17 protein-coding genes and 1 pseudogene are annotated in these 22,549 nt (G+C 67.3%); 12 read left to right on the forward strand and 6 right to left on the reverse strand.

All coding sequences use genetic code 11. The annotated features are described in order from the left end of the window. Positions 1-5 precede the first annotated feature (5 nt). The 5 genes from PX52LOC_RS37410 to PX52LOC_RS37425 are packed head-to-tail and all read right to left on the reverse strand — an operon-like array spanning position 6 to position 4,209. Positions 6-494 (reverse strand): chemotaxis protein CheW, encoded by a 489-nt coding sequence (locus PX52LOC_RS37410; protein WP_149114864.1) that lies wholly within the window; start codon positions 492-494, stop codon positions 6-8. Further along, the gene (locus tag PX52LOC_RS41425) at positions 472-657 is read right to left on the reverse strand and encodes a hypothetical protein (RefSeq protein ID WP_168219448.1); all 186 of its coding nucleotides are present in this window, start codon (positions 655-657) and stop codon (positions 472-474) included. Before PX52LOC_RS41425 ends, PX52LOC_RS37410 begins: the two co-directional genes overlap by 23 nt. Further along, on the reverse strand, positions 654-3,473 hold the full coding sequence (locus PX52LOC_RS37415; protein ID WP_149114865.1) for a chemotaxis protein CheA: 2,820 nt from the start codon (positions 3,471-3,473) through the stop codon (positions 654-656). The genes PX52LOC_RS41425 and PX52LOC_RS37415 overlap by 4 nt, the downstream gene beginning before the upstream one ends. 14 nt (positions 3,474-3,487) lie before the next feature. Continuing rightward, a complete protein-coding gene (locus PX52LOC_RS37420; RefSeq protein WP_149114866.1) occupies positions 3,488-3,853 on the reverse strand; it encodes a response regulator in 366 nt (121 codons plus the stop codon). Between the two features lie 35 nt (positions 3,854-3,888). Beyond that, positions 3,889-4,209: an STAS domain-containing protein gene (locus tag PX52LOC_RS37425; RefSeq protein WP_149114867.1), complete on the reverse strand. Its 321-nt coding sequence runs from the start codon at positions 4,207-4,209 to the stop codon at positions 3,889-3,891. A 306-nt stretch (positions 4,210-4,515) separates the two neighbouring features. On the opposite strand from PX52LOC_RS37425, the gene PX52LOC_RS37430 reads away from it, so the two are divergent. From PX52LOC_RS37430 to PX52LOC_RS37445, 4 genes are all read left to right on the forward strand, one after another. Beyond that, positions 4,516-8,544: a PAS domain S-box protein gene (locus PX52LOC_RS37430; RefSeq protein ID WP_149114868.1), complete on the forward strand. Its 4,029-nt coding sequence runs from the start codon at positions 4,516-4,518 to the stop codon at positions 8,542-8,544. Between the two features lie 171 nt (positions 8,545-8,715). Further along, positions 8,716-9,153: a response regulator gene (locus PX52LOC_RS37435; RefSeq protein WP_149114869.1), complete on the forward strand. Its 438-nt coding sequence runs from the start codon at positions 8,716-8,718 to the stop codon at positions 9,151-9,153. Positions 9,154-9,158: 5 nt separating this feature from the next. Continuing rightward, positions 9,159-11,435, forward strand: coding sequence for a hybrid sensor histidine kinase/response regulator (locus PX52LOC_RS37440; protein WP_168219449.1), 2,277 nt, complete (start codon positions 9,159-9,161; stop codon positions 11,433-11,435). 269 nt (positions 11,436-11,704) lie between these two features. Beyond that, entirely contained in the window at positions 11,705-13,639 is a 1,935-nt protein-coding gene (locus PX52LOC_RS37445; protein ID WP_149114871.1) for a protein kinase domain-containing protein, read from the forward strand. Between the two features lie 458 nt (positions 13,640-14,097). On the opposite strand, the gene PX52LOC_RS37450 is transcribed toward PX52LOC_RS37445, so the two are convergent. Then, a complete protein-coding gene (locus PX52LOC_RS37450) occupies positions 14,098-14,859 on the reverse strand; it encodes a transposase (protein WP_149114872.1) in 762 nt (253 codons plus the stop codon). A gap of 244 nt (positions 14,860-15,103) precedes the next feature. Between PX52LOC_RS37450 and PX52LOC_RS44315 the strand changes: the two are divergent. From PX52LOC_RS44315 to PX52LOC_RS37485, 8 genes and pseudogenes are all read left to right on the forward strand, one after another. Further along, positions 15,104-15,421: pseudogene (locus PX52LOC_RS44315) on the forward strand (Hpt domain-containing protein); the annotation flags it as partial. Positions 15,422-15,637: 216 nt separating this feature from the next. Continuing rightward, positions 15,638-17,110, forward strand: a complete 1,473-nt coding sequence (locus PX52LOC_RS37455) for a chemotaxis protein CheA (RefSeq protein ID WP_246173581.1) — start codon at positions 15,638-15,640, stop codon at positions 17,108-17,110. Further along, the gene (locus PX52LOC_RS37460; RefSeq protein WP_149114874.1) at positions 17,107-17,547 is read left to right on the forward strand and encodes a chemotaxis protein CheW; all 441 of its coding nucleotides are present in this window, start codon (positions 17,107-17,109) and stop codon (positions 17,545-17,547) included. Before PX52LOC_RS37455 ends, PX52LOC_RS37460 begins: the two co-directional genes overlap by 4 nt. 34 nt (positions 17,548-17,581) lie before the next feature. Continuing rightward, on the forward strand, positions 17,582-19,666 hold the full coding sequence (locus tag PX52LOC_RS37465; RefSeq protein WP_149114875.1) for a methyl-accepting chemotaxis protein: 2,085 nt from the start codon (positions 17,582-17,584) through the stop codon (positions 19,664-19,666). Next, positions 19,663-20,502 carry a CheR family methyltransferase gene (locus tag PX52LOC_RS37470; RefSeq protein WP_149114876.1) on the forward strand — a complete coding sequence of 280 codons (840 nt, stop codon included), beginning with the start codon at positions 19,663-19,665 and terminating at the stop codon, positions 20,500-20,502. Before PX52LOC_RS37465 ends, PX52LOC_RS37470 begins: the two co-directional genes overlap by 4 nt. Before the next feature lie 7 nt (positions 20,503-20,509). Next, entirely contained in the window at positions 20,510-21,541 is a 1,032-nt protein-coding gene (locus PX52LOC_RS37475) for a protein-glutamate methylesterase/protein-glutamine glutaminase (RefSeq protein ID WP_149114877.1), read from the forward strand. Next, the gene (locus PX52LOC_RS37480) at positions 21,542-21,910 is read left to right on the forward strand and encodes a response regulator (protein ID WP_149114878.1); all 369 of its coding nucleotides are present in this window, start codon (positions 21,542-21,544) and stop codon (positions 21,908-21,910) included. It begins immediately after the preceding gene. After that, positions 21,907-22,530: a chemotaxis protein CheC gene (locus PX52LOC_RS37485; RefSeq protein ID WP_149114879.1), complete on the forward strand. Its 624-nt coding sequence runs from the start codon at positions 21,907-21,909 to the stop codon at positions 22,528-22,530. Before PX52LOC_RS37480 ends, PX52LOC_RS37485 begins: the two co-directional genes overlap by 4 nt. Positions 22,531-22,549 lie beyond the last annotated feature (19 nt).

Here is a 22,549-nt window from a genome sequence, read left to right on the forward strand (position 1 = left end):
GGGAGTTACACGGCCAGGGAAGCGGTCGAACTGACGTTTCCCACAAGGTGTTCGATGTTCAGCAGCGTCACCAGCCGCTCGCCGATGCGGGCCATGCCGGACATGAAGCTGGTGTCCAGCCCGCCGCCGAACTCCGGGGTCGGGACGGCCTCGCTGGCGGACACGTTCAGCACGTCCGACACGGCGTCCACCACCAGGCCGATGATCCGCTTGCCGACGGTGACGACGATGATGACCGTGAACCGGTCGTACTCCGTCTCCCGCAGGCCGAGCTTGGTCCGCAGGTCGATGATCGGCACCACCGCCCCGCGGAGGTTCATCACCCCCTTCACCTCGGGCGGGGTGTTCGGCAGCGGGGTGATCCGCGAGTACCCCTTGATCTCCTGCACCCGCAGGATCTCCAGGCCGTACTCCTCTTCGCCCAGGCAGAACGTCAGGTACTGGCTGGTGCCAACGGCGTCCGCCGGGCGGTCAGTCGCGGTCGATTCGGACATGGGTCGTCTCCACGGTGAGGTAAGCGTTCGGGGAAAGGGTGACCCAGCTCATCCAGGCGGCCCCGAACAACTCAAGGGCCGATAACAGGAGAGGCCACGGGTCGAAGGCCGGGCGGCCGACGACCGGTCGCTTCAGATGCAGGTTTCGTTTCGAACCGATCACGGGACACATCCTGTCGCAAGTAAGGGAAGGGGCCGTTCGACCGCCGGATATCGGCCGGTCCGCTGGTGCAGGCCGGCGAGGCCGTGCACGTCCAGAATCATGGCCACCCGGCCGTTGCCGAGAATCGTGGCCCCGGCGAGGCCCTCGATGGACTGGTAGTTGGCGTCGAGGCTCTTCACGACGGCCTGCATTTGCCCCAACAGGTCGTCAATCAGCAGGGCGTACTTGTTGCCGGAGTCTTCGACCAGCACGACCAGCCCCTCGCACGGGTCGGTCTGCTTAGTCGGCGTGTTCAGCAGCCGGTGCAGCCGCAGCAGCGGGACCGTCTCGCCGCGGACGGCCACCAACTCGCCCCGGCCGGCGACGGTGTGCAGGTCCGACCGCTTCGGCCGGAACGATTCCACGACGGACAGGAGCGGCAGCAGGAACACGTCGTCGCCCAGTTCCACCAGCAGGCCGTCCATGATGGCCAGCGTCAGCGGCAGGCGGATGGTGAACGTCGTCCCTTTGCCCACGGCGGTGCGGATGTGGATGCTGCCCTGCAGCGTCTCGACGTTCCGCCGGACCACGTCCATGCCCACCCCGCGGCCGGACACGTCGGTGACGGCCGCCGCGGTCGAGAAGCCCGGTTCGAAGATGAGGGCGTACACTTCCGCGTCCGACAGCCGCTGGTCCTCGGCCACGATGCCCTTCTCGACCGCCTTCTTCAGAATCCGGTCGCGGTCGAGCCCCTTGCCGTCGTCGGTCAGCTCGATGTACACGCTGCCGCCCTGGTGGTACGCCCGCAGGCCGACGTGCCCCTCGGCCGGCTTGCCGGCGGCCGCCCGCTCGTCGGGCGACTCCAGCCCGTGGTCGACGGCGTTGCGGACCATGTGCATGAGCGGGTCGCCGAGTTGGTCCACCACCGTCTTGTCGAGTTCCGTCTCCTCCCCGTGGAGGGCCATGTGCACCGGCTTGTGCATCTTGCGGGACAGGTCGCGGACCAGTCGGGCCATCTTCTGGAAGATGCCCTGCAGGGGAATCATTCGCAGCGACAGGCCGAGTTCCTGGATGTCGCGGGAGATCTTGCTCAGTTCCGGCAGGGCGAGCGAGTGGCCGCCCGTCTTGCGGGTCAGGTCGATGAACTCCTGCTCGGCCATCGCCTGGGCGATGACCAACTCGCCGATGCTGTTGATGAGCTTGTCCAGCCGCCCTTTGTCGACGCGGACGGTTTCCTTGTCGCCGCCGGCGGCGCGGCCGGCCGTCGGCGCGTGTTCCTCGGGGGCGGATTCGGCGGGCACGGAAGCGGATGGCGGGACATCGCTTCGGCCGGTGACCGGGTCGAAGGTCCGCAACTCTGCCATCAGCGCGGGCAGCGCAGGGTCGGTTTCCAGCTCCTCGTGGTCGGCCAGCCAGCGCCGCAGGAACCCGACCTGCCGCTTGAGAGCGTCGGTGCTGGCGAAGGCTAGGTCCAGGGCCTTGGCGTGGAGCGTCACCTTCCCCTCGCGGGCCAGGTTGAGCAGGTTCTCGGCCTCGTGGGCGAGGTTCTTGACGGTCGTCAGGGTCAGCATCCCGGCCCCGCCCTTGAGCGTGTGGTAGGCACGGTAGACGGCGTTGAGAGCCTCCGCGTCGGTCGGGTTGGCGTCGAGCACGAGCAGCAGCCGGTCGGCCGTCTCCAAGTGCTCCTCGTTCTCCGTGCAGAACTCGGCCAACAGTTCCGCCATTTCCGGCTTCAGCGTGGTGACGGCCACCTCAACGGCCGGGGCGGGCACGTCGGGTTCCTCGCCCGCGATCCGGGCCGGCGGGACGGGTGGCGGTAGCTTGGCGAACGCCGCCCACTCGCGGTCGGCGTCGGCCCGACCGATCGCGCCGGCGGACACGAGGCAGTCACGAAGGGACGGGGTCTGCCGCCGCTGCATCTTCAGTAAGTCTTGCAGGTGGTTTGCCCGCAGGAGCCGGTAGCTGACGGCCGTGTCGCCGAACAACTCACCCGGCTCGACTCGGCTAAGAGCCTCGTACACGTCCTCGGGGATCATGTATCCGGCTTGGATGGCTAAGCGACCGAGTAGCGGCCGGGTCGCCCGCTGGCCGTCGAGTGCGGCGAGTGCGGCTTCCGGCCGGACCATCCCGCGGTCGGTCAGGAACCGAGCAAAGCGAAGGGCCTCGGCGTCCGTCTCACCACCGTCGTCGGCCAGTCGCTCGCCGGGCACCGCAACCGTGACGGCCACGTTGTCACCGACGAAGGCGAATACGTCGCGGACGGCCGCGTCGGTCGCCGGCGTGTCGAGTTCGACCGCCCACCCCAGGTAGCACGTCTCCGGGTCGAGGTCGGCGAGCGGCGGCAGGTGCGCCGCCCGCAGGCCGACGCGGCGGACCGTGCCGAGGGCGGCCAGCTCCCGCAGCAGCGGTATCGGGTCCAGCCCGGCCCGGAAGGCGTCGGGGGCCGGCGTCACGGTGACGACGACGGTCCGCGTGGGCACGGGCGACGCGGTCGCGGTCGGCAACTTGGCCGGTGTGCCGGTCCTCTCCGTGGCCACCATTTCGGCCAGCGCGTCGGCCCCGGCGAGCAGGGCGTCCAGTTCCGCCCCGTTCACTGCGGTCCCGGCCCGATGCAGGTCCAGTTTGGTTTCCAGCGCGTGGGCGGCCTGCGCGATGCCTTCGAAGCCGACGGCGTCGGCCCCGCCCTTGAGCGAGTGGACGGCCCGGAAGGCGTCGGCGACGGCTTCCGGGTTGGCCGCCCGGGCGTCGAGCGTTAGCAGCGCGGCCTCGAGGGCGACGAGCAACTCGGCCGCCTCTTCGAAGAACGCGAGATGGTAAATAGTGGGGTCGAACGACATGGCGGCACCGGCGGTCAGGGGAGGAGGCGGTTGACGATCTGAACCAGCCGCGGCGGGTCGAACGGCTTGACCATCCACCCAGTCGCCCCGGCCGCCTTACCCTCCTGTTTGCGGGCGTCCTCGGTCTCGGTGGTCAGCACCAGGATCGGCGTGAACCGGTAGTCCGGCCGCTCGCGGATGCGGCGGATCAGCGCCGGCCCGTTCATCCGGGGCATGTTGAAGTCGGTAATCACCATCTGCACCGGCTGCCGGTCGAGCTGCACCAGGCCGTCCGACCCGTTTGCCCCCTCGACGACGGCGAACCCGGCGGCCCGCAGCGTCTCGCCGAGCATCTTCCGCATCATCGCGGAGTCGTCGACAATCAACACGGTCTTGGTCATCGCAACAACACCTCTCGCGAAGGGAGTGAGCGGGGTCAGTCGCCCGTCAGGACGTGGCCCAGTCCGAGCAGGACGAGGTCGTCCCGGACCGGCCCGCGGACTCCGGTCAACTCGCACCGGCGGCCGCCGGCATCCAGTTCCCGCCCGAGGCCGATGACCACCTGAACGACCGCCGGGTGCAGGTACTCAGCCGCCCCACAGCAGATCACCACGTCGTGGGCCTGCCGGGCGAGTTTGACCGCGGCTCGGTGCAGTTCGGTCACCCGGCCGACGTCGATCCGGCCGGCGAGGGTGATGCGACGACCGCCGGTCGGCGTGTCGCACGAGGTCACATCGATGGTGCCGGTCTGGCCCATGGTTCACTCACATTCGGGGAAGTCCATTCGGCGGTCCTCGGGGTCATCGTGGAAGTCGGTAGCACGTTTGCCCCAATCCGACGACTTTTTCAAAGTAAATCAGGTCAACAGGTTACGCACACTGGCGGTGTGTGTCGCTCTCGTCACACGCGTGTGTCAGAGTCGCCCACCGCTGTACAGGGATTGTCACACTCGGAGACTCGGCCGGGGGGTATACTGGGCGAGAACGCGAACCGAATTGGAACAGGCTGCCGCCCCGGCCGAGGGCCCACATCCCCTCGCCTCCCCACGACCGCGGAGTTCGCCATGCTCACTGCCCGACCCCAGGACTCGCCGTCGGCTGTCTTCCGAACGGGTACCACACTCCGAGACACGCCCGTGCGCATCGCCGCCGCGTACGTCACGTTCGGCGTCCTTTGGATCTGGCTGTCGGACACGGCCCTGGCGTGGCTGAAGTTGCCCGGCGACCTCGGCTACTGGGCGGCGACCGGCAAGGGGACGGCGTTCGTCCTGCTTTCGGCCGCCGTCGTGTTCCTGACGGCCCGCCGAGAGGTGCGGGCCCTCCTCCACGCGGCCTGCCTGCTCGACGCGGTGGCCAAGGCGACGACGGACGCGGTGGTCGTAAAGGACGCTGCCGGCCGTTACCTGTTCTGCAACGCCGCGGCCGCCCAGATCGTCGGCCGGCCGGTGGCGGAAATCGTCGGCCGCGATCAAGTGGCCGTGTTTGGCGCGGCCGGTGGCCGGATGACGGAGCGGGACCAGCGGATCATGCAGTCGGGGGTCGGGGAAGAGTACGAGGAGCCGTTGACCGTGGGCGGCCGCGAGCGGACTTACCATGTCGTCAAGGCCCCGTACCTCGACGCCCGGGGGAGCGTCGCCGCCATGGTCGGCGTCTACCGGGACGTGACCGAACGCAACCGCGCGGAGGCCGAGGTGCGGCACGCCCGCCTGATGCTCCGGCTGGTGCTGGACACGGTCCCGCAAGGGGTGTTCTGGAAGGACGCCCAGTCCCGGCACCTGGGGTGTAACGCAGTCGTCGCTCGGGCACTCGGGTTCGACTCCCCCGAGCAACTCGTCGGGCGGACCGACGCGGAGATTCCGTCTCTCGGTCCGGGGCAAGCCGCCCGCTACATGCGGGACGACCAGGAGGTGATCCGGACCGGCACCGCCCGCCTGCGGGGCCGCGAGCAGTTAACGCGGGCCGACGGTTCGACCGTCTGGCTGGAGACGCACAAGCTGCCCCTCCGCGACGACACCGGCCGGGTGGTCGGCGTCATCGGCACGTGGGAGGACGTGACCGAGCGGCGGCAGACCGAGGAGGCGCTGCGGGAGAGCGAAGGGCAGTTCCGGGCCACGTTCGAGCAGGCGGCCGTCGGCATGGCGCACGTCGGCCTGGACGGCCGATTCGTGCGGGCGAACGAGCGGTTCGCCGCGATCACAGGATTGACCCGCGAGGAACTTTTGGCCGCCACCTTCCAGGGCATCACCCACCCGGACGACCTAGCCGCCGACCTGTCGCTAGTCGGCCGCTTGCTCGCCGGGGAAGTGCCCTTCTACTCGCTGGAGAAGCGGTATCTGCAGAAGGGCGGAGGTGTCGTATGGGTCAACCTCACGGTGTCTTTGCGGCGGGACGAGCGCGGGGAACCGATTTACTTCATCTCCGTCGTCGAGGACATCACCGCCCGTAAGTGGACGGAGGCGGCTCTGAGGGACAGCGAGCGGCGGTTCCGGGCGACGGCCGCCGCCGCCCCGGTGGCCTTCTGGGAGACGGACCCGGACATGCTTTGCACCTTCCTGTCCTGCGGCTGGCAGGAGCTAACGGGCCAAGACCCGGCGGACGGCCTCGGGCTGGGCTGGCTGGCCATGACCCACTCGGACGACGCGGCCGCCGCCGAGGCCGCATTCCGGGCGGCCAACGACCGGCGGCAGGCGGTGGACATCGACTACCGGGTGCGGCGGGCGGACGGCCGGTACGCATGGGTGGTCGACCGTGCCCGGCCACGGTTCGGGCCGGCCGGCGAGTTTCTGGGGATGGTCGGGGCGGTGATCGACATCGACGCCCGAAAGCAGGCGGTGGCAGCCCTGCGGGCGAGCGAGGGGCGGCTGCGGCTGTTTGTCGAACACGCCCCGGCGGCGCTGGCCATGTTCGACCGGGACATGCGGTACCTTGTGGCCAGCCGGCGATGGATTTCCGACTACCGGTTGCAGGATACCGACCTCACCGGGCGGTCGCACTACGACCTCTTCCCCGAGATTCCCGACGAGTGGCGGGCCGTCCACGCCCGCGGCCTGGCAGGCGAGGTGGTGCGGGCCGACCGCGACTCCTTCCGGCGGGCCGACGGGTCGGTGCAGTGGCTGCGGTGGGAGGTGCGGCCGTGGCACGACGCGGCCTGGGCGGTGGCCGGGATCGTCATGTTCGCCGACGACATCACGGCCGGCGTTGAGGCCGAGGCCGCCCTGCGAGAGAGCGAGGAGCGGGTGCGGGCGACGTTCGAGCAGGCGGCCGTTGGCATCGCCCACATCGACCCGGCCGGGCGGTTCGTCTGGGTGAACGAGCGGTACGCCGCCCTGACCGGGTACACCCGAGCGGAGCTGGTCGCCGGCCTCACGCTTGACGCCGTCACCCACCCTGACGACCGCCCGCGGGACGCCGAAGGGATCGCCCGGCTGACGGCCGGCGAGACCCAGGCCTACGCCCCGGAAAAGCGGTTCGTCCGGAAGGACGGTAGCCTCTGCTGGGTGCAGGTGACGGTGTCGGCCCCGCGCCTGCCCGACGGCCGGGTGGTTCACCTGATCGGGGTGGCCCAGGACATTACCGACCGCAAGCGGGCCGAGGCCGCCCTGCGGGAGAGCGAGGAGCGGTTCCGCAACCTCGTCGAGTTCCTCCCGGACGCCGTCTTCCTCAACGTGGGCGGCCGGGTCGCGTTCTGTAACCCGGCCTGCGTCCGCCTGTTCGGGGCGGCCGACGCGACCGACCTGATCGGCAAGACGCCCTTCGACCTGCACCCGCCGGAGTGGCACGACATCCTTCGCCGGCGGGTCACGTCTCAGGAGGCGACCGGCGAGCCGGTCCCCGGAATCGAGGAGGAGGTGCTCCGGCTCGACGGCCGGCGGGTGCCCGTGTACGTGGCCGCCTTGCCTGTCATGGACCGCGGCGTCCGAGCCTTGCTAGTCGTCCTCCACGACCTGACCGAGCGGAAGCGGGCGGAGGCCCAATTGCATCAGCAGGAGTTGATGATCCGCGAGGCGGGCGAACTGGCGCACGTCGGCGGGTGGGGGTTCGACCCGGCCACCGGGCGGGGCGACTGGACCGAGGAGACGGCCCGCATACACACCTTGCCGCCGGCGGCGGAGGCCAGCGTGGCGGAGGGCCTGAGCTTCTACGCCGGCGAGGATCGGGCCCGCATCGAGGCGGCCGTCGCGGCGGCCGCGGCCGACGGCACGCCCTACGACCTAGAACTGCGGCTGACCGCCGCGGACGGTCTGGAGAAGTGGGTCCGCACCATTTGCCGCCCAATCGTCGACGGCGGGAGGGTGGTTCGCGTCCGCGGGTCGATCCAGGACATCACCGACCGAAAGCGGACTGAGGAGGAAATCCGGGCGTTGAACGCCGACTTGGAGCGGCGGGTCCGGGACCGGACGGCCGAACTGGTGGCGGCCAACGCGGAACTGGAGTCCTTCTCGTACTCCGTCTCCCACGACCTTCGATCGCCCATTCGGCACATCACCGGGTTCGCCGCCATCGTCCTCGAAGCGTGTGGTCCGCAACTGCCGCCGGAAAACCACGGGCACCTGGAACAGGTGGTGAAGGCGGCTCGACGGATGGGCCAACTCGTGGACGACCTGCTCAAGTTCTCCCGGCTCGGCCGCCGGTCGCTCTGTCGCCAGGCCGTGGACACGGGAAGGCTGGTGGACGATTGTCTGCGGGAGGTTCTGCCGAATCCGGCGGGCCGGCGGATAGAAACCCGGGTGGGCGACCTGCCGGCGTGCTTCGGCGATCCCGGCTTACTCCGGCAGGTGTGGATCAACCTGCTATCCAACGCGGTCAAGTACACCGGCCGGCGGGACCCGGCCGTGATCCAGGTCGGGGCGACCGCCACCCCCGACGGGGTCGCCTACTTCGTCCAGGATAACGGGGCGGGGTTCGACATGCGGTACGCCCACAAGCTGTTCGGCGTCTTCCAGCGGTTGCACCGGGCCGAGGAGTTCGAGGGCACTGGCATCGGACTGGCCCTCGTGCAGCGGATCGTCCACCAGCACGGCGGTCGGGCATGGGCGGAGGCCGAACCCGGCAAGGGGGCAACCTTCTGGTTCACCCTCGGCCGGCCCGGCTGACCCGCAAGGTGTGCGGGTGCGGCACGGGAGTGTGTCGCGGTCGCACACCTCCGGCCCGGTTCACGCCAGATTTCGGCGAAAAACACGCCCCGGCGATCGCGGAACGAACCGGCACGGGACGTGCGATTGCGGTCGGCACGTCCCGAATCGACCGCACAGACCAAACACCCGATGACTACGCCCGTCGAACTCCTCCTGGCCGAAGACGACCCGGCCGACGTCGCACTCGTGCGGCACGCCTTCCAGAAGCACAACCTGTCGAACCCGATCCACGTGGTGCACGACGGGGCCCAGGCCCTGGAGTTCGTGTTCCGCACCGACCGGTACGCCGACCGGCCCCCCGGAACGCCCTATGTGATCCTCCTGGACCTCAAGCTTCCCCTGGTGGACGGCGTCGAGGTCTTGCGGCGGATCAAAGGCGACCCCGACACGCGGTCGATCCCCGTGGTCATGCTCACCTCCTCGGGGGAGGACCGCGACTTGGACGAGTGCTACCGGCTCGGGGTGAACAGCTACATCGTCAAACCGGTAGACTTCGACCGGTTCGACGAGGTCGTCCGTCAACTCGGCCTGTACTGGCTGCTGGTCAACCAACCCCCGCCCGGATGACGCCCATGACCGCTCTCTCCATCCGCGTCCTCCACCTTGAGGACGATCCGGCCGACGCCCAACTCGTAGCCCACGAATTGGCGCGGGCGGGCTTCACGGCGACCGGAACCGTCGTCGTGGACGAGGCCGGCTTCACCGCCGCCTTGGCCGACCGCCCGGACGTAATCTTGTGCGACTGGAACCTGCCCGGGTTCGACGCCGAACGGGCGATGCAAATCGTAGCCCGGGAGTGCCCAGAGGTGCCGACGCTCGTCGTCTCCGGGTCGATCGGGGAAGAGGCCGCAGCTCAGGCGATCCGGGCCGGGGCGGCCGACTACGTCTTGAAGGACCGCCTCGGCCGGCTCGGGCAAGCGGTCAAGTACGCCCTCGCCCACCGGGACCTGATCGCGGCCGAGCGGCGGGCGCGGGAGGAACTCGCGGCGAGCGAGAAGCGGTACCGGGCGCTGGCCGAAGGCATCCCGCAACTCGTCTGGACGGCGGACGCGGCCGGCGGGATCACCTACGTCAACCGGCAGGCGTTGGAATTCAGCGGTCGTACGCCTTACGAACTGATGGGCGACGGCTGGGCGCGGGCGGTCCATCCGGATGACGCGGACTGCGTCCTCGGGCTCTGGGGCGACGTCGTACGGAGCGGCGAGCCCCGCGACTTCGAGGTCCGACTTTGCCGGGCGGACGGCGTGTACCGCTGGCACGTGTCCCGCCAGGTCGCTGTCCGGGACGCGTCGGGCGGCGTGGTTCAGTGGATCGGCACCTGCACCGACATCCACGACCGCCGCACGGCCGGCGAACGGTCGGCCCGGGACGCACAGATTCTGGCGGGCGTCCGCGACGCGGTCGTCGTGACTGATCTGAACGGCATCATCACCTACTGGAACGCCGGGGCGGAGGAACTGTTCGGGTGGGCCGCCGCAGAGGTCATCAGCCAGCCCTACGATGAATTGCTTCCGCCCGCGGCGCGGGAGGCGGCCCGCCGATTCGCCGCCGAGCAGGCGGCCGGAGGCGAGTGGCAGGGTGAGTACGAGTGCCCGCGGAAGGACGGGACGCGGGTGTGGATCGACGCCCGCGTCCGCCGATTCGACCGGCCCGATGGCTCGCCGGCCGGCATCCTCGGGGTGTCGCACGACGTCACGCCGCGGCGGCGGTTGGAAGAGCAGTTCCGGCAGGCGCAGAAGATGGAGGCCGTTGGCCGGCTGGCCGGAGGTGTCGCTCACGACTTCAACAACTTACTCACCGTCATCAACGGGTACGCCGAGTTGATGTTGCCGGGCACGCCGGTCAATCACCCGCACCGCGTCGGCCTCGCCGCCGTCCGGGACGCCGGCGAGCGGGCCGCGGCACTGACGTCCCAGTTGTTGGCGTTCAGCCGCAAGGCAATCGTCGCTCCCCGGGTGCTGGACCTGAACGAGGTCGTCGCCCAGACCGAGAGTTTGCTCCGGCGGCTGATCGGTGAGGACGTGAAACTCGCGGCCGTGCTGGACCCGGCCGGTTGCCGGATCATGGCCGACCCGAGCCAGCTCGACCAGGTGATCATGAACCTCGCCGTGAACGCCCGCGACGCCATGCCGACCGGCGGGCGGTTGACGATCCAAACGCGGCGGGTCCACCTCGCGGCCGCGCTCGGCGACCTCCGGCCCGGGCAGTTCGCGGAACTCGTCGTCTCCGACACCGGGTGCGGCATGACGGCGGAGGTGCAGGCCCAGCTGTTCGAACCCTTCTTCACCACCAAGGAGCCGGGCCGGGGGACCGGGTTGGGACTGGCGGTGGTCCATGGCGTCGTCACGCAGGCCAGCGGGCACGTCACGGTGGAGTCCACGGTCGGGACCGGCACGACCTTCCGGATTCTGTTCCCGGAGGCGGCTACCCCGGCCGCCGCGGCCGCAGCGGACGCCGTCCCGTCGGACCGGCGGGGGACGGAGACCGTCTTGCTGGTGGAGGACGAGGACTCGGTTCGCACGCTCTGCAAGATCGCCCTCGAATCCCAAGGTTACCGGGTACTCGCGGCCGCGTGCGGGCGGGAGGCGATGCAGGCCCTCGACCGGCGGGACGGCTCGATCGACCTCCTCCTGACGGACGTGGTGATGCCGGAATTGTGCGGCCGGGAGTTCGCCGAGGCGGCTCAGACGGCGGCCCCGGGCGTCAAAGTGCTGTACATGAGTGGGTACACGGACGACGCAGTCATCCGGCACGGCGTCCGGGAGGCACCCACGGCCTTCCTCCAGAAGCCGTTCACCCCGCTCGGGCTCTCCCGCAAGGTGCGGGCCGTGCTCGACGGGACAGGCTGAGTCGAGGTCGGAGAATCGGTAGCGCGTCGCCGACGGGCCACGGACCCTCGATCCGGAAACCGAGGGTGCAGGAAAAAACTACGCACCGTCGGATCAGTTGCGATGGAGCGAGTGAACGAACCGATTTCACCATCCCGAACGCATTCCACTCGATCAAAGGCGTTCTAGGGTTTTCCGCCTTTGACGAATCGTTCACATTCTACCTGTGGATATAGTCCTCCGGCGGGCTAGGCGGCGGCCGGCGGCGGTTTGGAAAAGGATGCACTGGCGTGTCGCGCAAATCAATCCTTCAGGCGATCCTCCGTCACGCGCGGTTGGTCACCCCTTCCCCCATCGCCCTCCGCGTCGTGAACGTGGCGAGCCGGCCCGACTGTACCATCCCCGAGATCGCGGACATTCTCGGCCAGGACCCCGTCTTGTGCGGGAAGGTCTTGAAGACCGTCAACTCGTGCGTCTACACGCCGGGCCGCCGGCCGGTCGCCACCGTGGAGGGGGCGGTCATGATGTTGGGGCTGAACCCCCTGCGGTCGCTCGTCCTGGGGCTGTCGTTGCCGATCGCCCAGTCGGACGCGCGACCGGACTCCGTCCTCCGTGACTTCTGGGTCGACGCTGTCAGCGGCGGCATTCTGGCTAAGGAGCTGTCGCTCCACGCCCAAGGTCAGGCACCGGGGTACGACCTGGTGGCAGGCCTACTGCAGAACTTGGGGCTGCTGATGCTAGCGGAGCAGGACCCTGCCGGGTGGCGGCGGTATTCCGAGGTCCCCGCCGAGGAAGCGCTAACCGACCCGTTGGCGATCGAGGAGCGGATCTTTGGCGTGAACCACGTCGAAGTGACGTGCACATTGCTGACGAGTTGGAACCTGCCCGACGATGTGCTGGAGCCGGTCCGCCACCACCACGCGCCGGACGGGTTGCGGACATACAACCGAAGGTCCTGGCATACGCGAGCCGAGTTGCTGAACTTCGTGGACGCCCTCGTTCACCTCGACCGGGTCGCCGAGTCGCCGGTCCTGTTGAAAGACCTTTTGGCCCGGGCCGTCACGCTCTTCGGAATGGGGCAGCAGGCGCTGATCGAATTCCTCCAGCGGGTGGCCCCGAAAATTGAAGAGGTCAAAACCGTCTTCGAACTCGATGTGCACGGCTCGCAGGATTACTCGGCCGTCCTCGGCCGGGGGTGCGAGGCACTGGTCGACTTGTCGTTTCGCAATCAATTCGAATTCTTGACGGCTCCGCCCGACGCGCCGGCGGTAGGGCGTGAGCCGGCTACTCGCGCCACCCCGGTCCAGCCCCGCGTCCTCGTCGTTGGACCGGAAGCCACGATCGGATTGCCCCCATCGAGTCCGCCGGCGTTTCAGCCTGAGTTCATGACGCGGTTCCCGGCCGGCGGCTTCCGGATTGACCAGTTCGACGTCCGGCACGAGTTGGGCCGCGGGGCCATGGGAGTCGTGTACGCGGGGTACGACGAGGCGGTCTGCCGCGAGGTCGCGATCAAGGTTATGGCCCCGACCTACGCGACCTCGAACGACGCCCGGGCGCGGTTCGCCCGCGAGGCTCGGGCACTGGCCGCCATCCGCCACCCGAACATCGTCGGCGTCTACACGGTCGGCACCATAGATCGGCTGCCGTACATCGCCATGGAGCACGTCCGCGGCCTGCCGTTGGAGGAACTTGTTCAGCAAGTGGGCCCGCTGCCTATCGACCGAATCGTGGACTACGGCCGGCAGATCGCCGACGGTATGGCGGCCGCTCATCAAAAGGGGATCGTCCACCGCGATTTGAAGCCCGCCAACATTCTGGTTGACACGACCGAGAATCAGATTAAAGTCGGCGATTTCGGCCTGGCCCGGGGCCTCGACAACTTGGGCATTACCCAGGCCGGTACGCTCATCGGCAGCCCGCTCTACATGTCCCCCGAACAGATCGACGGCCAGCCCGCCGACGCGCGGTCCGACCTCTTCTCGCTCGGCAGCGTCTTCTATTACATGTGCACGGGCCGGCTGCCGTTCGACTCGCCCACGATCACCGGCTTGCTGAGACAGATCGGCAACTGCGACCCGGTCCCGCCGAAGCACCTCCGGGCCGTCCTGCCGGAAGAGTTAGACGTGGTGGTGATGAACCTGTTGAAAAGAGACCCGGCCGACCGCATTCAGACCGCCACCGACCTGCGTGCCCGACTGGAACTGCTCGACAGCGTGTCAGCCTGAATGACCATCGATAGGGAGCAAGACGGACAGCCGTTCGGTTGTGCTCTCTCGTTGAGGCTCTCACGCAGAAGTTCGAAATCAGTTCCCGCCGGGGAGTTCGTTAGGCCGGTCGCGGAACTTTGGACCGGCGGGTTAACGGAAACGGCCGAGAGTGTACGCTCTCGGCCGTCCGCATTTCCCGGCTTGTTTCCAAGCCTTTCGCGCGTTTATCAAGTCTCGGCTAGAGTCTCCAGTTCGCGAAACGCAATCGAGGGTGCGAGGCGAAACGCTTGGGTTCGTCTCGCACCCCGAGACGAACGGAGAAAAACTCTCGCCGCCTCGGGTTAACAGTACCCGCGGGTTAACACTATTCCGTTGGACTTGGAATGGCGGCAAGCGTGAGTCTTGTCAGTAGGGGCAGTTAGGTCTGGCTGGCGGCACCCATGGGCGTTGGATGGCGCGGCGGATGGCCGGTAGAGTCAGCGGCCGCGGGAGACCCCCTTGTATGTTCTTGATGGCCGATCAGTCCTGGTGATTGCAACGTGATCAGACGCGGTGGGAGGTCGTGGCCCCCAGGGCGATTGAGGCCGGGAAAAAGCGCTGACACCCACCGCGTCCTCGTCCGGGCTGAAGGCCCCGTCGGCGACCACCCACAGCGGCTTGCCCAGGAACCCCAGCCGGCACCGCGCCCACCGCATCAACTCGACGGCCAGTTCCAACTTGGTTCGGAACGCCGGCCGGTCGGCCGCGGGGATGCCGGGGAGGGTCTTCTCCCGGACGTACAGCCGCGCCATCAGCGGCAGGGCGACGACGCCCCACGCCGGGTGGGTGACGAGGAGGCCGAGGACGACCCACACGTGCCCGTACACGAACGGCCCGCCGGCCGGGCCGGGCGTCGGGTTGTGGTGAACGCCGGCCCCTTGCACGTGCCGCCCGTACCGCGGGGTCGGCGTGTCGTCGAGGGCGAATGTCAACCGCGTGGCCCCGGCCACCAACGGCTTCACGACCCCATGCACCAGCCGCGCGGCGACAGGATCGGCCCGGCGGCCGCCACCGTCGTATAGCAAGGGGCGGTACTCGCCGCTCAGCCCGGCCGCCCGGATCCAACTCGTCACCGTCCGCCGGCCGCGGGCCCGGACGGCCCCGACCAGCAGCCACGCCAGGCGGGGAGCCGACCGCGGGTCAAAGACCGACGCGAGGGCGGGGTTCCGTCCGGGGCGAGGGTCGTGTGGTAACGCCATCGTCTCGGATGGGCCGACCTTCGTCTACCCGCGAGCCGTCAGTCGCTCAGCTATAGAAAGTCGCGGAAAGTGCAGATAGGATCGAACGCTTTAGTTATGCCACTCATGCCGGTCGCGAAGGCTGGTTTCATGTATATTCGGTGCTAGGGAGAGAGACTTCTGACGAAATGGAGAACTGAATGGGTAGGCTGGAAATGTCGTAACGATTGTATTTCGTTCTTCCGTTGTCGAAAAATGCGGTCGAATGCACTGGTGCTTGACTCCCGTGACCCCTGAATTTGAAGAATCATTCGCAGAAGATCTTGAGGACTATGTCGCGGAATGCGCCGATCACCTCTCGGCGGCCCGCGAAATCCTTCTCGACCAGGAGACCTCGTCGAACCCTACTCAGATCTCGAAAGATCAACTCGATGGGCTTTTCAGGAACTTTCACACGATCAAGGGCCTCTCCGGAATGGTGGGGGCCAGGGTCGTCGAGGAAATTTCACATCGCCTCGAATCGTATCTCGGCATCGTGCGGAAGGACAGTTCGCTCCTGACAATGGTGGGTGTCGATGTTCTGATCAATGGCCTCGGCGTTGTCGAATCGGCCATCGCGGCGTTCCGCGACGGGCGGCCGGAACCGAACGTGGCCGCTTTGGTCCAGCGAATTACGGCTCTGAGCTCCAGCCTGCCCACAGGTAGAAATACGGCGGAATCGCCGCGGGTCGCCGATGTTCCAATGGCCCGGAAGGCGAAGTTCACGGCCGCTTTAGGGCGGGGTGACCGACTTTGTATCGTGACATTCTCACCGGCTCCCGACGTGGCGGCCCGTGGTGTGGACGTCAATGTGGTCCGCAGCCGCCTTCAAGCTGTCGGCGAGATCCTCCATGCAGAGCCCAAGTCCGTTGCAGGCGGTTTGCAGTTCTTGTTCGTCTTGGCGGTGAACCCTGCGGCCGATTTTACGGGATGGCCAGCCGACAACATCCGCGTCGAGCCGTACTCGCCGGCGGCCGAACTCGCGGAGGTTTCCGATCCCGGCCAAACGGCCTTGCCGCTGACGTCGGTCAACCTGGTTCGCGTGGACCTCGCGCGGCTCGACGACATCATGCGGTCGCTCGGCGAAATGGTCTTGACCCGCGCACGCCTAGAAAACAGCCTCGGCCGAGCAGCCCAGTTCCTTCCCCCGGGAGAACGGCGGGATTTGGAAGAAACCGTTCAGGGCCTCGACCGCCAGTTGCGCGACCTGCGGGAAGGGGTGATGAGGGTCCGCCTTGTGCCGATCCGCGACCTGTTCAGTCGAATGCGGCTGGTCGTCCGCGACCTCACCCGCGAGACGGGCAAGGACATCGACCTGGTCGTTTCGGGCGAAGAGACCGAGATCGACAAGTTCGTCGTCGAGCGGTTGGCCGACCCGCTGTTGCACCTCGTGCGGAACGCCGTCAGCCACGGGCTGGAGTCGGCGGCGGATCGGGTGGCGGCGGGCAAGCCGCCGCGCGGGCGGCTCGCGTTGCGGGCCGCGGCGGTCGGGGGCACGATCGTTTTGGAGGTGGAGGACGACGGCCGCGGGGTGCAATTCGAGGCGGTCTTCGCCCGCGCGCGATCCGCCGGGTTGATTGCAGTCGACGCGACGACCGATCCGATGGCCGTCCTCGATCTGATTTGCGCGCCGGGCTTTTCGACCCGTGACGAGGTCGACCGGGGCAGCGGCCGCGGGGTCGGCCTGGACGTGGCCCGCCGGGCGATCGAACAGGGACTGGCCGGCAGTCTCACGCTCGACAGCCGGCAGGGAGCGGGGACTCGATTCACCGCCCGCCTGCCGTTGACGCTGATCGTGGCCGACGTGCTGACGGTGTCGGTCGGTGGGCAGACGTATGCGGTGCCGCAGACGGTGGTGCGCGAGGTGATTCCGGTGGAAGCGGGTTCGACCATCGTGTTGGAGAACAACGAACTGATCCGGCACCACGGCGGCGTATTGCCGCTCCTCCGACTAGACGATCTCTTCCATCACCCACGGCCGGTCGGGTCATACGTGGCGCTCGTCGTTGGCGATGGAACCTCGGCGATGGCTCTCGCCGTCGACCGGGCGGTCGGTATGCGCGAAGTCGTCGTTCGTCCGCTCACTGATCTACTGGTGCAAGCACCGGGGATTGGCGGGGCCACCGAGTTGGGCGACGGCCGGCCCGTTCTGATCCTGGACCCCGCCGGGTTGGCCCGGTACAACCGCCGCCGCGTGGCGGGTTCGCCCGTTCGGGCCGGAGGGCTGTCGTGACCACAACCGCCGCCGAGTCGTACATCCTCTTTGAACTCGCCGGGACCGCTTACGCCATCGCCAGCCGGGACGTGCAGCGAATGGAGATGGTCGAACACGTCACGCCGGTGCCCAACGCGCCGGCGTTCGTGGAGGGCGTCGTGTTCTCGCGGGGCAAGGTCGTGCCGGCGATCAACCTCCGCCGCCGATTCGGCTTTCAGGCCACGGCCTTTGACCTGCGAACGCGACTCATCGTGGTGGCCCACGCGGACCGCTCGGTCGGCCTGATCGTGGACTCGGCCCGCGAATTCGTGTCCATTCCCGCAGACGCCATCCAGCCGCCGCCGGAGACGCTGGCCGGCACGAGCGGGCGGTACCTCAAGGGCGTCGCCACGGCCGACGACCGCGTGATTTTGGTCCTTGACATTGGCGGGGTGATTGACGCCCCGGAAACTTAAACCCACACCTGTGACCGATTCGAGAGGGCCGTACATGGCCGCCGATGAGAACGCCGAGATTGCCCGCCTTCGTCAAGAAGCCGACGGGCTGGCCGCCGCGACCGAGGAACTGGCCCGCAACGCCGACCAGTCGCTGGCCGGGACGAAGACGCAAATTCGCTCGCTCGATCAGGCGGTCGAGACGGTCATCAAGACGGCGGCCTCGCTGAAGGACACGGCGAGCCAGGCCACGAGCGTGGCCGAGGCGACGGAGGAAGTCGTATCCGCCACGAACGAGATGGCAGCCTCCATCGAGCAGGTGAGCGGCAATGCGGTCCGGTTCAGCGCCGCCCTCGGCGAGACGGCGGTGGCGGTTGGGCAGACGGCCGCGTCCGTGCAGGCCGTTAGCGGGAAGACCCAAGAACTGGCGACCTCGACCACCGAGGTGCGGGCCGCGATCACCGAAATGGCGGCATCGTTCCGGGGGGTGAGCGATGATACCTCAAGCCTCGCGGCGGCGGTCGAAGAGAGCGCGACTTCCGTCGAGCAGATGGCTCGCTCCATTCAGGGCGTGGCTCGCAACGCGAACGACCTGACCGCGTCCGCCGAATCCACGGCGGCGGCCATCAATGAGATGGCGGCCACCACGGAAGAGATGGCCGCCACCGGCGAAAGCTTGACCGCCGAGGTTGAGAGTGTGGCCACTGGGATCGAGCAAGTCTCTCGTTCGGCGGCGGCCGTGGCTCAGAACGCAGAGCGGATTACCGAGGCCGTAACAGCGGCGGCGACCAGCGCGACGGAGTTGGACCGCTCGATCCATAGCGTGGCCGGGCTAGCCAAGCAGGCCGACGAGACGAGTCGGAAGGCTGCCCGCGATGCCGAGGAGGGCGGTGCGGTCGTGCAGAAGTCGATCCACGGGCTGGGCCGCGTGCGCGAGGCGATGAGCCAGTCGGCGGGCGTTATCAAGGACATGGGGAAGCGGGCCGGCGAAATTGGTGGTATCGTTAACACGATCAACCTGATCGCGGAGCGGACTAACCTGCTCTCTCTGAACGCCTCGATCGAGGCGGCGCGGGCCGGGGACGCGGGCCGGGGGTTCGCCGTTGTCGCGGAGGAGATTCGCAACCTCGCGAACCGGGCGGCCCAAGCGACCGCGGAGATCGCCGGAATCGTACGGGGCCTTCAAGAAGCCGTTCAAGAAGCGGTCGCCGCATCCACCGAGGGCGTCAAAGTGGCCGAGGAGAGCGGGCGCCTAGCCGAGGACGGGCTGAGCGGATTGAGCAAAATCCTGACCGGCGTGCGGGAAACCAACCAGCACGTAGGCCAGATCGCCTGCGCGACCGGCGAACAACTGACGGCCGGCCATCAGGTGGTGACGACGATCACAACGGCCGCCACGCAAGCCCGGCAGGTGGCCGTCGCCGCCGCAGAACAAACCACGGCGACGCAGGGCATCGTCCGTTCGACGGCCCAGATGCGGACCATCGCGCGGCAGGTTTCGCAAGCGATGGCCGAGCAAGGGCGAGCAAGCCGCGACATCATCAAGGCCGGCCAGTCCACGCGGTCATTGGCCGAGCAACTGCGGAAGGCCACCACAGAGCAAGCCACCGGAGCTGGCCAGATCACGCAGGCGCTGGCGGACATGCGCAAGGGAGCGGCCAGCGTTGCCCGTGCCGTCGGCGAACAGTCGAAGGCGGCCGACGAAGTCGCCCGCGAGACAGACCGGGTGGCCCGCCTGACCGCGGAGGTGGCCAAGGCGATGACTGAGCAGGCCGGAACGACCACGCAGATTGCGAAGGCGGTGGACGGCATGCGCAAGCAGAGCACTCAAGTCACGCAGGCGATCTCGGAACAGACGCGGGCCATGAAGGAGATTTCGACGAACACCTCGAATGTATCCCGACAGATCGGCCTCGTCACGCGGGCGAACCGGGAACACTCGACCGCGGCCGAGATGATTCTGAAAGCCCTGGAAGAAGTCCGCGTCATCACAGACCGAGCCGGCCGCGGAGTCGAAGCCGTGCGACGCACGGCTGACGGCATCCGCACTCAGGGCCAGGCTCTGGCAGCGATCGCCAACCGGTTAGCGACGGCCGGCGGGACGCGGCGAGGAGGCCGGCGGCCGAAGGGAAGCGCGTGACGCCAAACGACTCCGCGGCTAATCCGTTGACGCTCGGCGTATTCTTGCTCCTGCGGGACCTGATCCGTGAACGCCTGGGCGTTTGGTTCGAGGAAGAGAAACGCGACCTCTTGGCCTCCAAGCTATCGGACCGGATCGCGGCGTTGGGGTTGCGTTCGTTCCTCGACTATTACTACCTGCTCAAATACGGCCCAGGTTCTGAAGTCGAATGGCCGCGGCTGACCGACGCTCTCTCGGTTCAAGAAACCTACTTCTGGCGAGAGTACGACCAGATAAAGGCCCTCATTGACATCTTGCTGCCGCAACACGTCGCTGACAACCGAGGGCCGATCCGCATCTGGTCGGCGGCGTGCGCGACGGGCGAAGAGCCGCTAACTCTCGTGATGGCGCTCGAAGAATCCGGGTGGTTCGGCCGGGCCGACGTCCAAGTTTGGGCCAGTGACTTTAGCCCGGCCGCGCTCGCTCATGCGGAACAAGGATTGTACCGGGAGCGATCGTTTCGGGCCATTCCCACCCACCTCCGAGCCAGATACTTCACATCCGAAGGCAACCGTTGGCGCGTAGCCCCACGGATTCAGTCCCGCGTCCGATATGCGAAAGCCAACTTGCTCGACCAGGTCGAAATCGGACGGCTCGCGACGGCACCGTTCATCTTCTGTCGGAATGTGTTCATTTACTTCTCGCTCACCACGATCTCACAGGTGGTCGCCAGTTTCGCCGCGCGGATGCCGCGACCTGCACACCTGTTTGTCGGAACGTCCGAATCGTTGCTACGGGTGAAAACGGCTTTCGAGTTGCAAGAAGTCGGCCAGGCGTTTGTCTACGTCGTTAAATGAGGCAACGATGGACCGTGTCTTGCGGGTGTTGGTCGTGGACGACTCGGCCTACGTCCGCAAGGTCGTGCGGCGGATGCTCTCCCGCAGTCCGTTCATTGAGGTCGTGGGGGCGGCCCATGACGGCGAGGAAGCACTCGAATTGGTCGAGCAGTTGCAACCGGACGTGGTGACGCTGGACCTGAACATGCCACGGATGGACGGCTTGGACTTTCTCCGCCGGCAGATGGCCAAACGGCCTTTACCGGTCGTCCTCCTGAGTATCGCCAGCGAGAGAGGCGACCTGGTCATGCAAGCCCTGGAAGCCGGCGCGGTCGATGTCGTTCGCAAGCCGACGGCCCTGGCGACTGAGAAGGTGATGGAAATAGCCGACGATCTGATCGCCAAGGTGAAGGCGGCGGCAGTCGCACGGGTCCGCGCTGTGCCAATAGAAGTGGCCAAGCCGCTCCCGACCGTTTCGCCTCCAGCCGGACAGACCAGCATCGTGGTGATTGGCGTTTCTACGGGTGGCCCCCAAGCGTTAAAACACTTGATTTCTCAGTTCCCGGCAGACTTCCCGGTGCCCATCGCCATCGTCCTTCACATGCCGGTCGGCTACACGGAACTGTTCGCCCGTAATCTGGGGGAAGCTTCACGGCTGACCGTAACCGAGGCGCACGACGGGGAAATCGTCCGCCCCGGTCTGGTGTTACTGGCGCCAGCCGGATACCATTTAACATTCAACCCTCGCCCAGATGGGCAGGTCGTAACCCGCCTGGGACTTCAACCGTTCGATACCGTCCACCGGCCGGCCGTCGACGTCCTGTTCCAATCGGCGGCCGACATTTACGGCGACCGGACGTTGGCAGTCGTTCTAACGGGCATGGGCTCTGACGGCACCCGCGGGGCCGCCTGGGTGAAAGCTCAGGGTGGCCGCGTCTTCACCGAAGCCGAGGAATCCTGCGTGGTGTACGGCATGCCGCGGTCCGTGGCCGAAGCGGGTTTGAGCGACGCGAGCCTCCCCCTATTTGGTATGGCTCGCGCGATCATGGAGGCACTCTGAATGGCAAAAATTTTAGTAGTCGACGATTCAAACCTGTCCCGCAAGACTTCCCGCCGCATGTTGGAAGCGGCCGGTCATATTGTTGCGGACGTAGCCGACGGCTTCACGGCCATCGAACGCTACTCCCTCGATCGATTCGATGTCGTATTGCTCGACGTGACGATGTCGGAAATGGACGGGCTGGAAGTTCTGCGACAATTGCGGATCATTGACCCCTCGGCGTGCGTGGTGATGGCCACGGCCGATGTGCAAAGTTCGACGCGTGAACTGGCTCTTGCGGCCGGGGCTGTCGGGTTCGTGACCAAGCCACTGACCGGCAGCGTCGTCCAGACAGCGGTTATCGCAGCCCTCAACGGAGTGGCCCCGTGATCCTGACGGCCGATCAAAAGGACGCCATAAACGAGTTGGTGAACATCGCGTTCTCGCGCACGGCAGCCGCGCTCTCGGACTTAACGGGCAACCGCGTAGACCTCAGCGTTCCGACGGTCAGTTCGCACCGCATTGAGGACCTCCAACCCGCGCTCGGCCAGTACGTTCGGGGCGACGTGGCCACCGTTCACCAAATTTTCGGCGGCCCAGTTGCAGGCGACGCGTTTCTCTTACTCGACGTGGAAGGCGCCAGCCGCCTGGTTGGCCTCTTAACTGATGCGGACGCTCCTACCCCGCAGATGGGCACCTCGGCGAAAGAAGTTCTCACCGAAGTCGGAAACATCCTTCTCAATGCTTGCCTTGGTGTGTTCGGCGACCTGCTCCAGGTACGGTTCACGTTCGCGGTTCCCAGGTTGCAGCTGGAATCGCTCGGCTCGATGCTCGGCTCCCTCGTGGTTGAGGACCACGAGATTCGTCACGCACTACTGGTCGGGGCGAGATTCAGCATCCGGGCATCGAAAGTGACAGGGTGCATGGTTCTGGTGTTGGGCGTCACGTCCTTGGGGAAATTCGTCGACGCCGTAGATGTGTGGGCATCGCAACTGGCCGGTGGCGGCTGACCCGAGGCACCGTGGTGAG

Source organism: Limnoglobus roseus (assembly GCF_008254045.1).
GTDB lineage: Bacteria > Planctomycetota > Planctomycetia > Gemmatales > Gemmataceae > Limnoglobus > Limnoglobus roseus.

What these genes read in the sequence shown, in the direction of transcription:
- PX52LOC_RS37410 (WP_149114864.1), bottom strand. Translation starts at nt 494, where the DNA reads ATGTCCGAATCGACCGCGACTGACCGCCCGGCGGACGCCGTTGGCACC.
- PX52LOC_RS37415 (WP_149114865.1), bottom strand. Translation starts at nt 3,473, where the DNA reads ATGTCGTTCGACCCCACTATTTACCATCTCGCGTTCTTCGAAGAGGCG.
- PX52LOC_RS37420 (WP_149114866.1), bottom strand. Translation starts at nt 3,853, where the DNA reads ATGACCAAGACCGTGTTGATTGTCGACGACTCCGCGATGATGCGGAAG.
- PX52LOC_RS37425 (WP_149114867.1), bottom strand. Translation starts at nt 4,209, where the DNA reads ATGGGCCAGACCGGCACCATCGATGTGACCTCGTGCGACACGCCGACC.
- PX52LOC_RS37430 (WP_149114868.1), top strand. Translation starts at nt 4,516, where the DNA reads ATGCTCACTGCCCGACCCCAGGACTCGCCGTCGGCTGTCTTCCGAACG.
- PX52LOC_RS37435 (WP_149114869.1), top strand. Translation starts at nt 8,716, where the DNA reads ATGACTACGCCCGTCGAACTCCTCCTGGCCGAAGACGACCCGGCCGAC.
- PX52LOC_RS37440 (WP_168219449.1), top strand. Translation starts at nt 9,159, where the DNA reads ATGACCGCTCTCTCCATCCGCGTCCTCCACCTTGAGGACGATCCGGCC.
- PX52LOC_RS37450 (WP_149114872.1), bottom strand. Translation starts at nt 14,859, where the DNA reads ATGGCGTTACCACACGACCCTCGCCCCGGACGGAACCCCGCCCTCGCG.
- PX52LOC_RS37465 (WP_149114875.1), top strand. Translation starts at nt 17,582, where the DNA reads ATGGCCGCCGATGAGAACGCCGAGATTGCCCGCCTTCGTCAAGAAGCC.
- PX52LOC_RS37475 (WP_149114877.1), top strand. Translation starts at nt 20,510, where the DNA reads ATGGACCGTGTCTTGCGGGTGTTGGTCGTGGACGACTCGGCCTACGTC.
- PX52LOC_RS37480 (WP_149114878.1), top strand. Translation starts at nt 21,542, where the DNA reads ATGGCAAAAATTTTAGTAGTCGACGATTCAAACCTGTCCCGCAAGACT.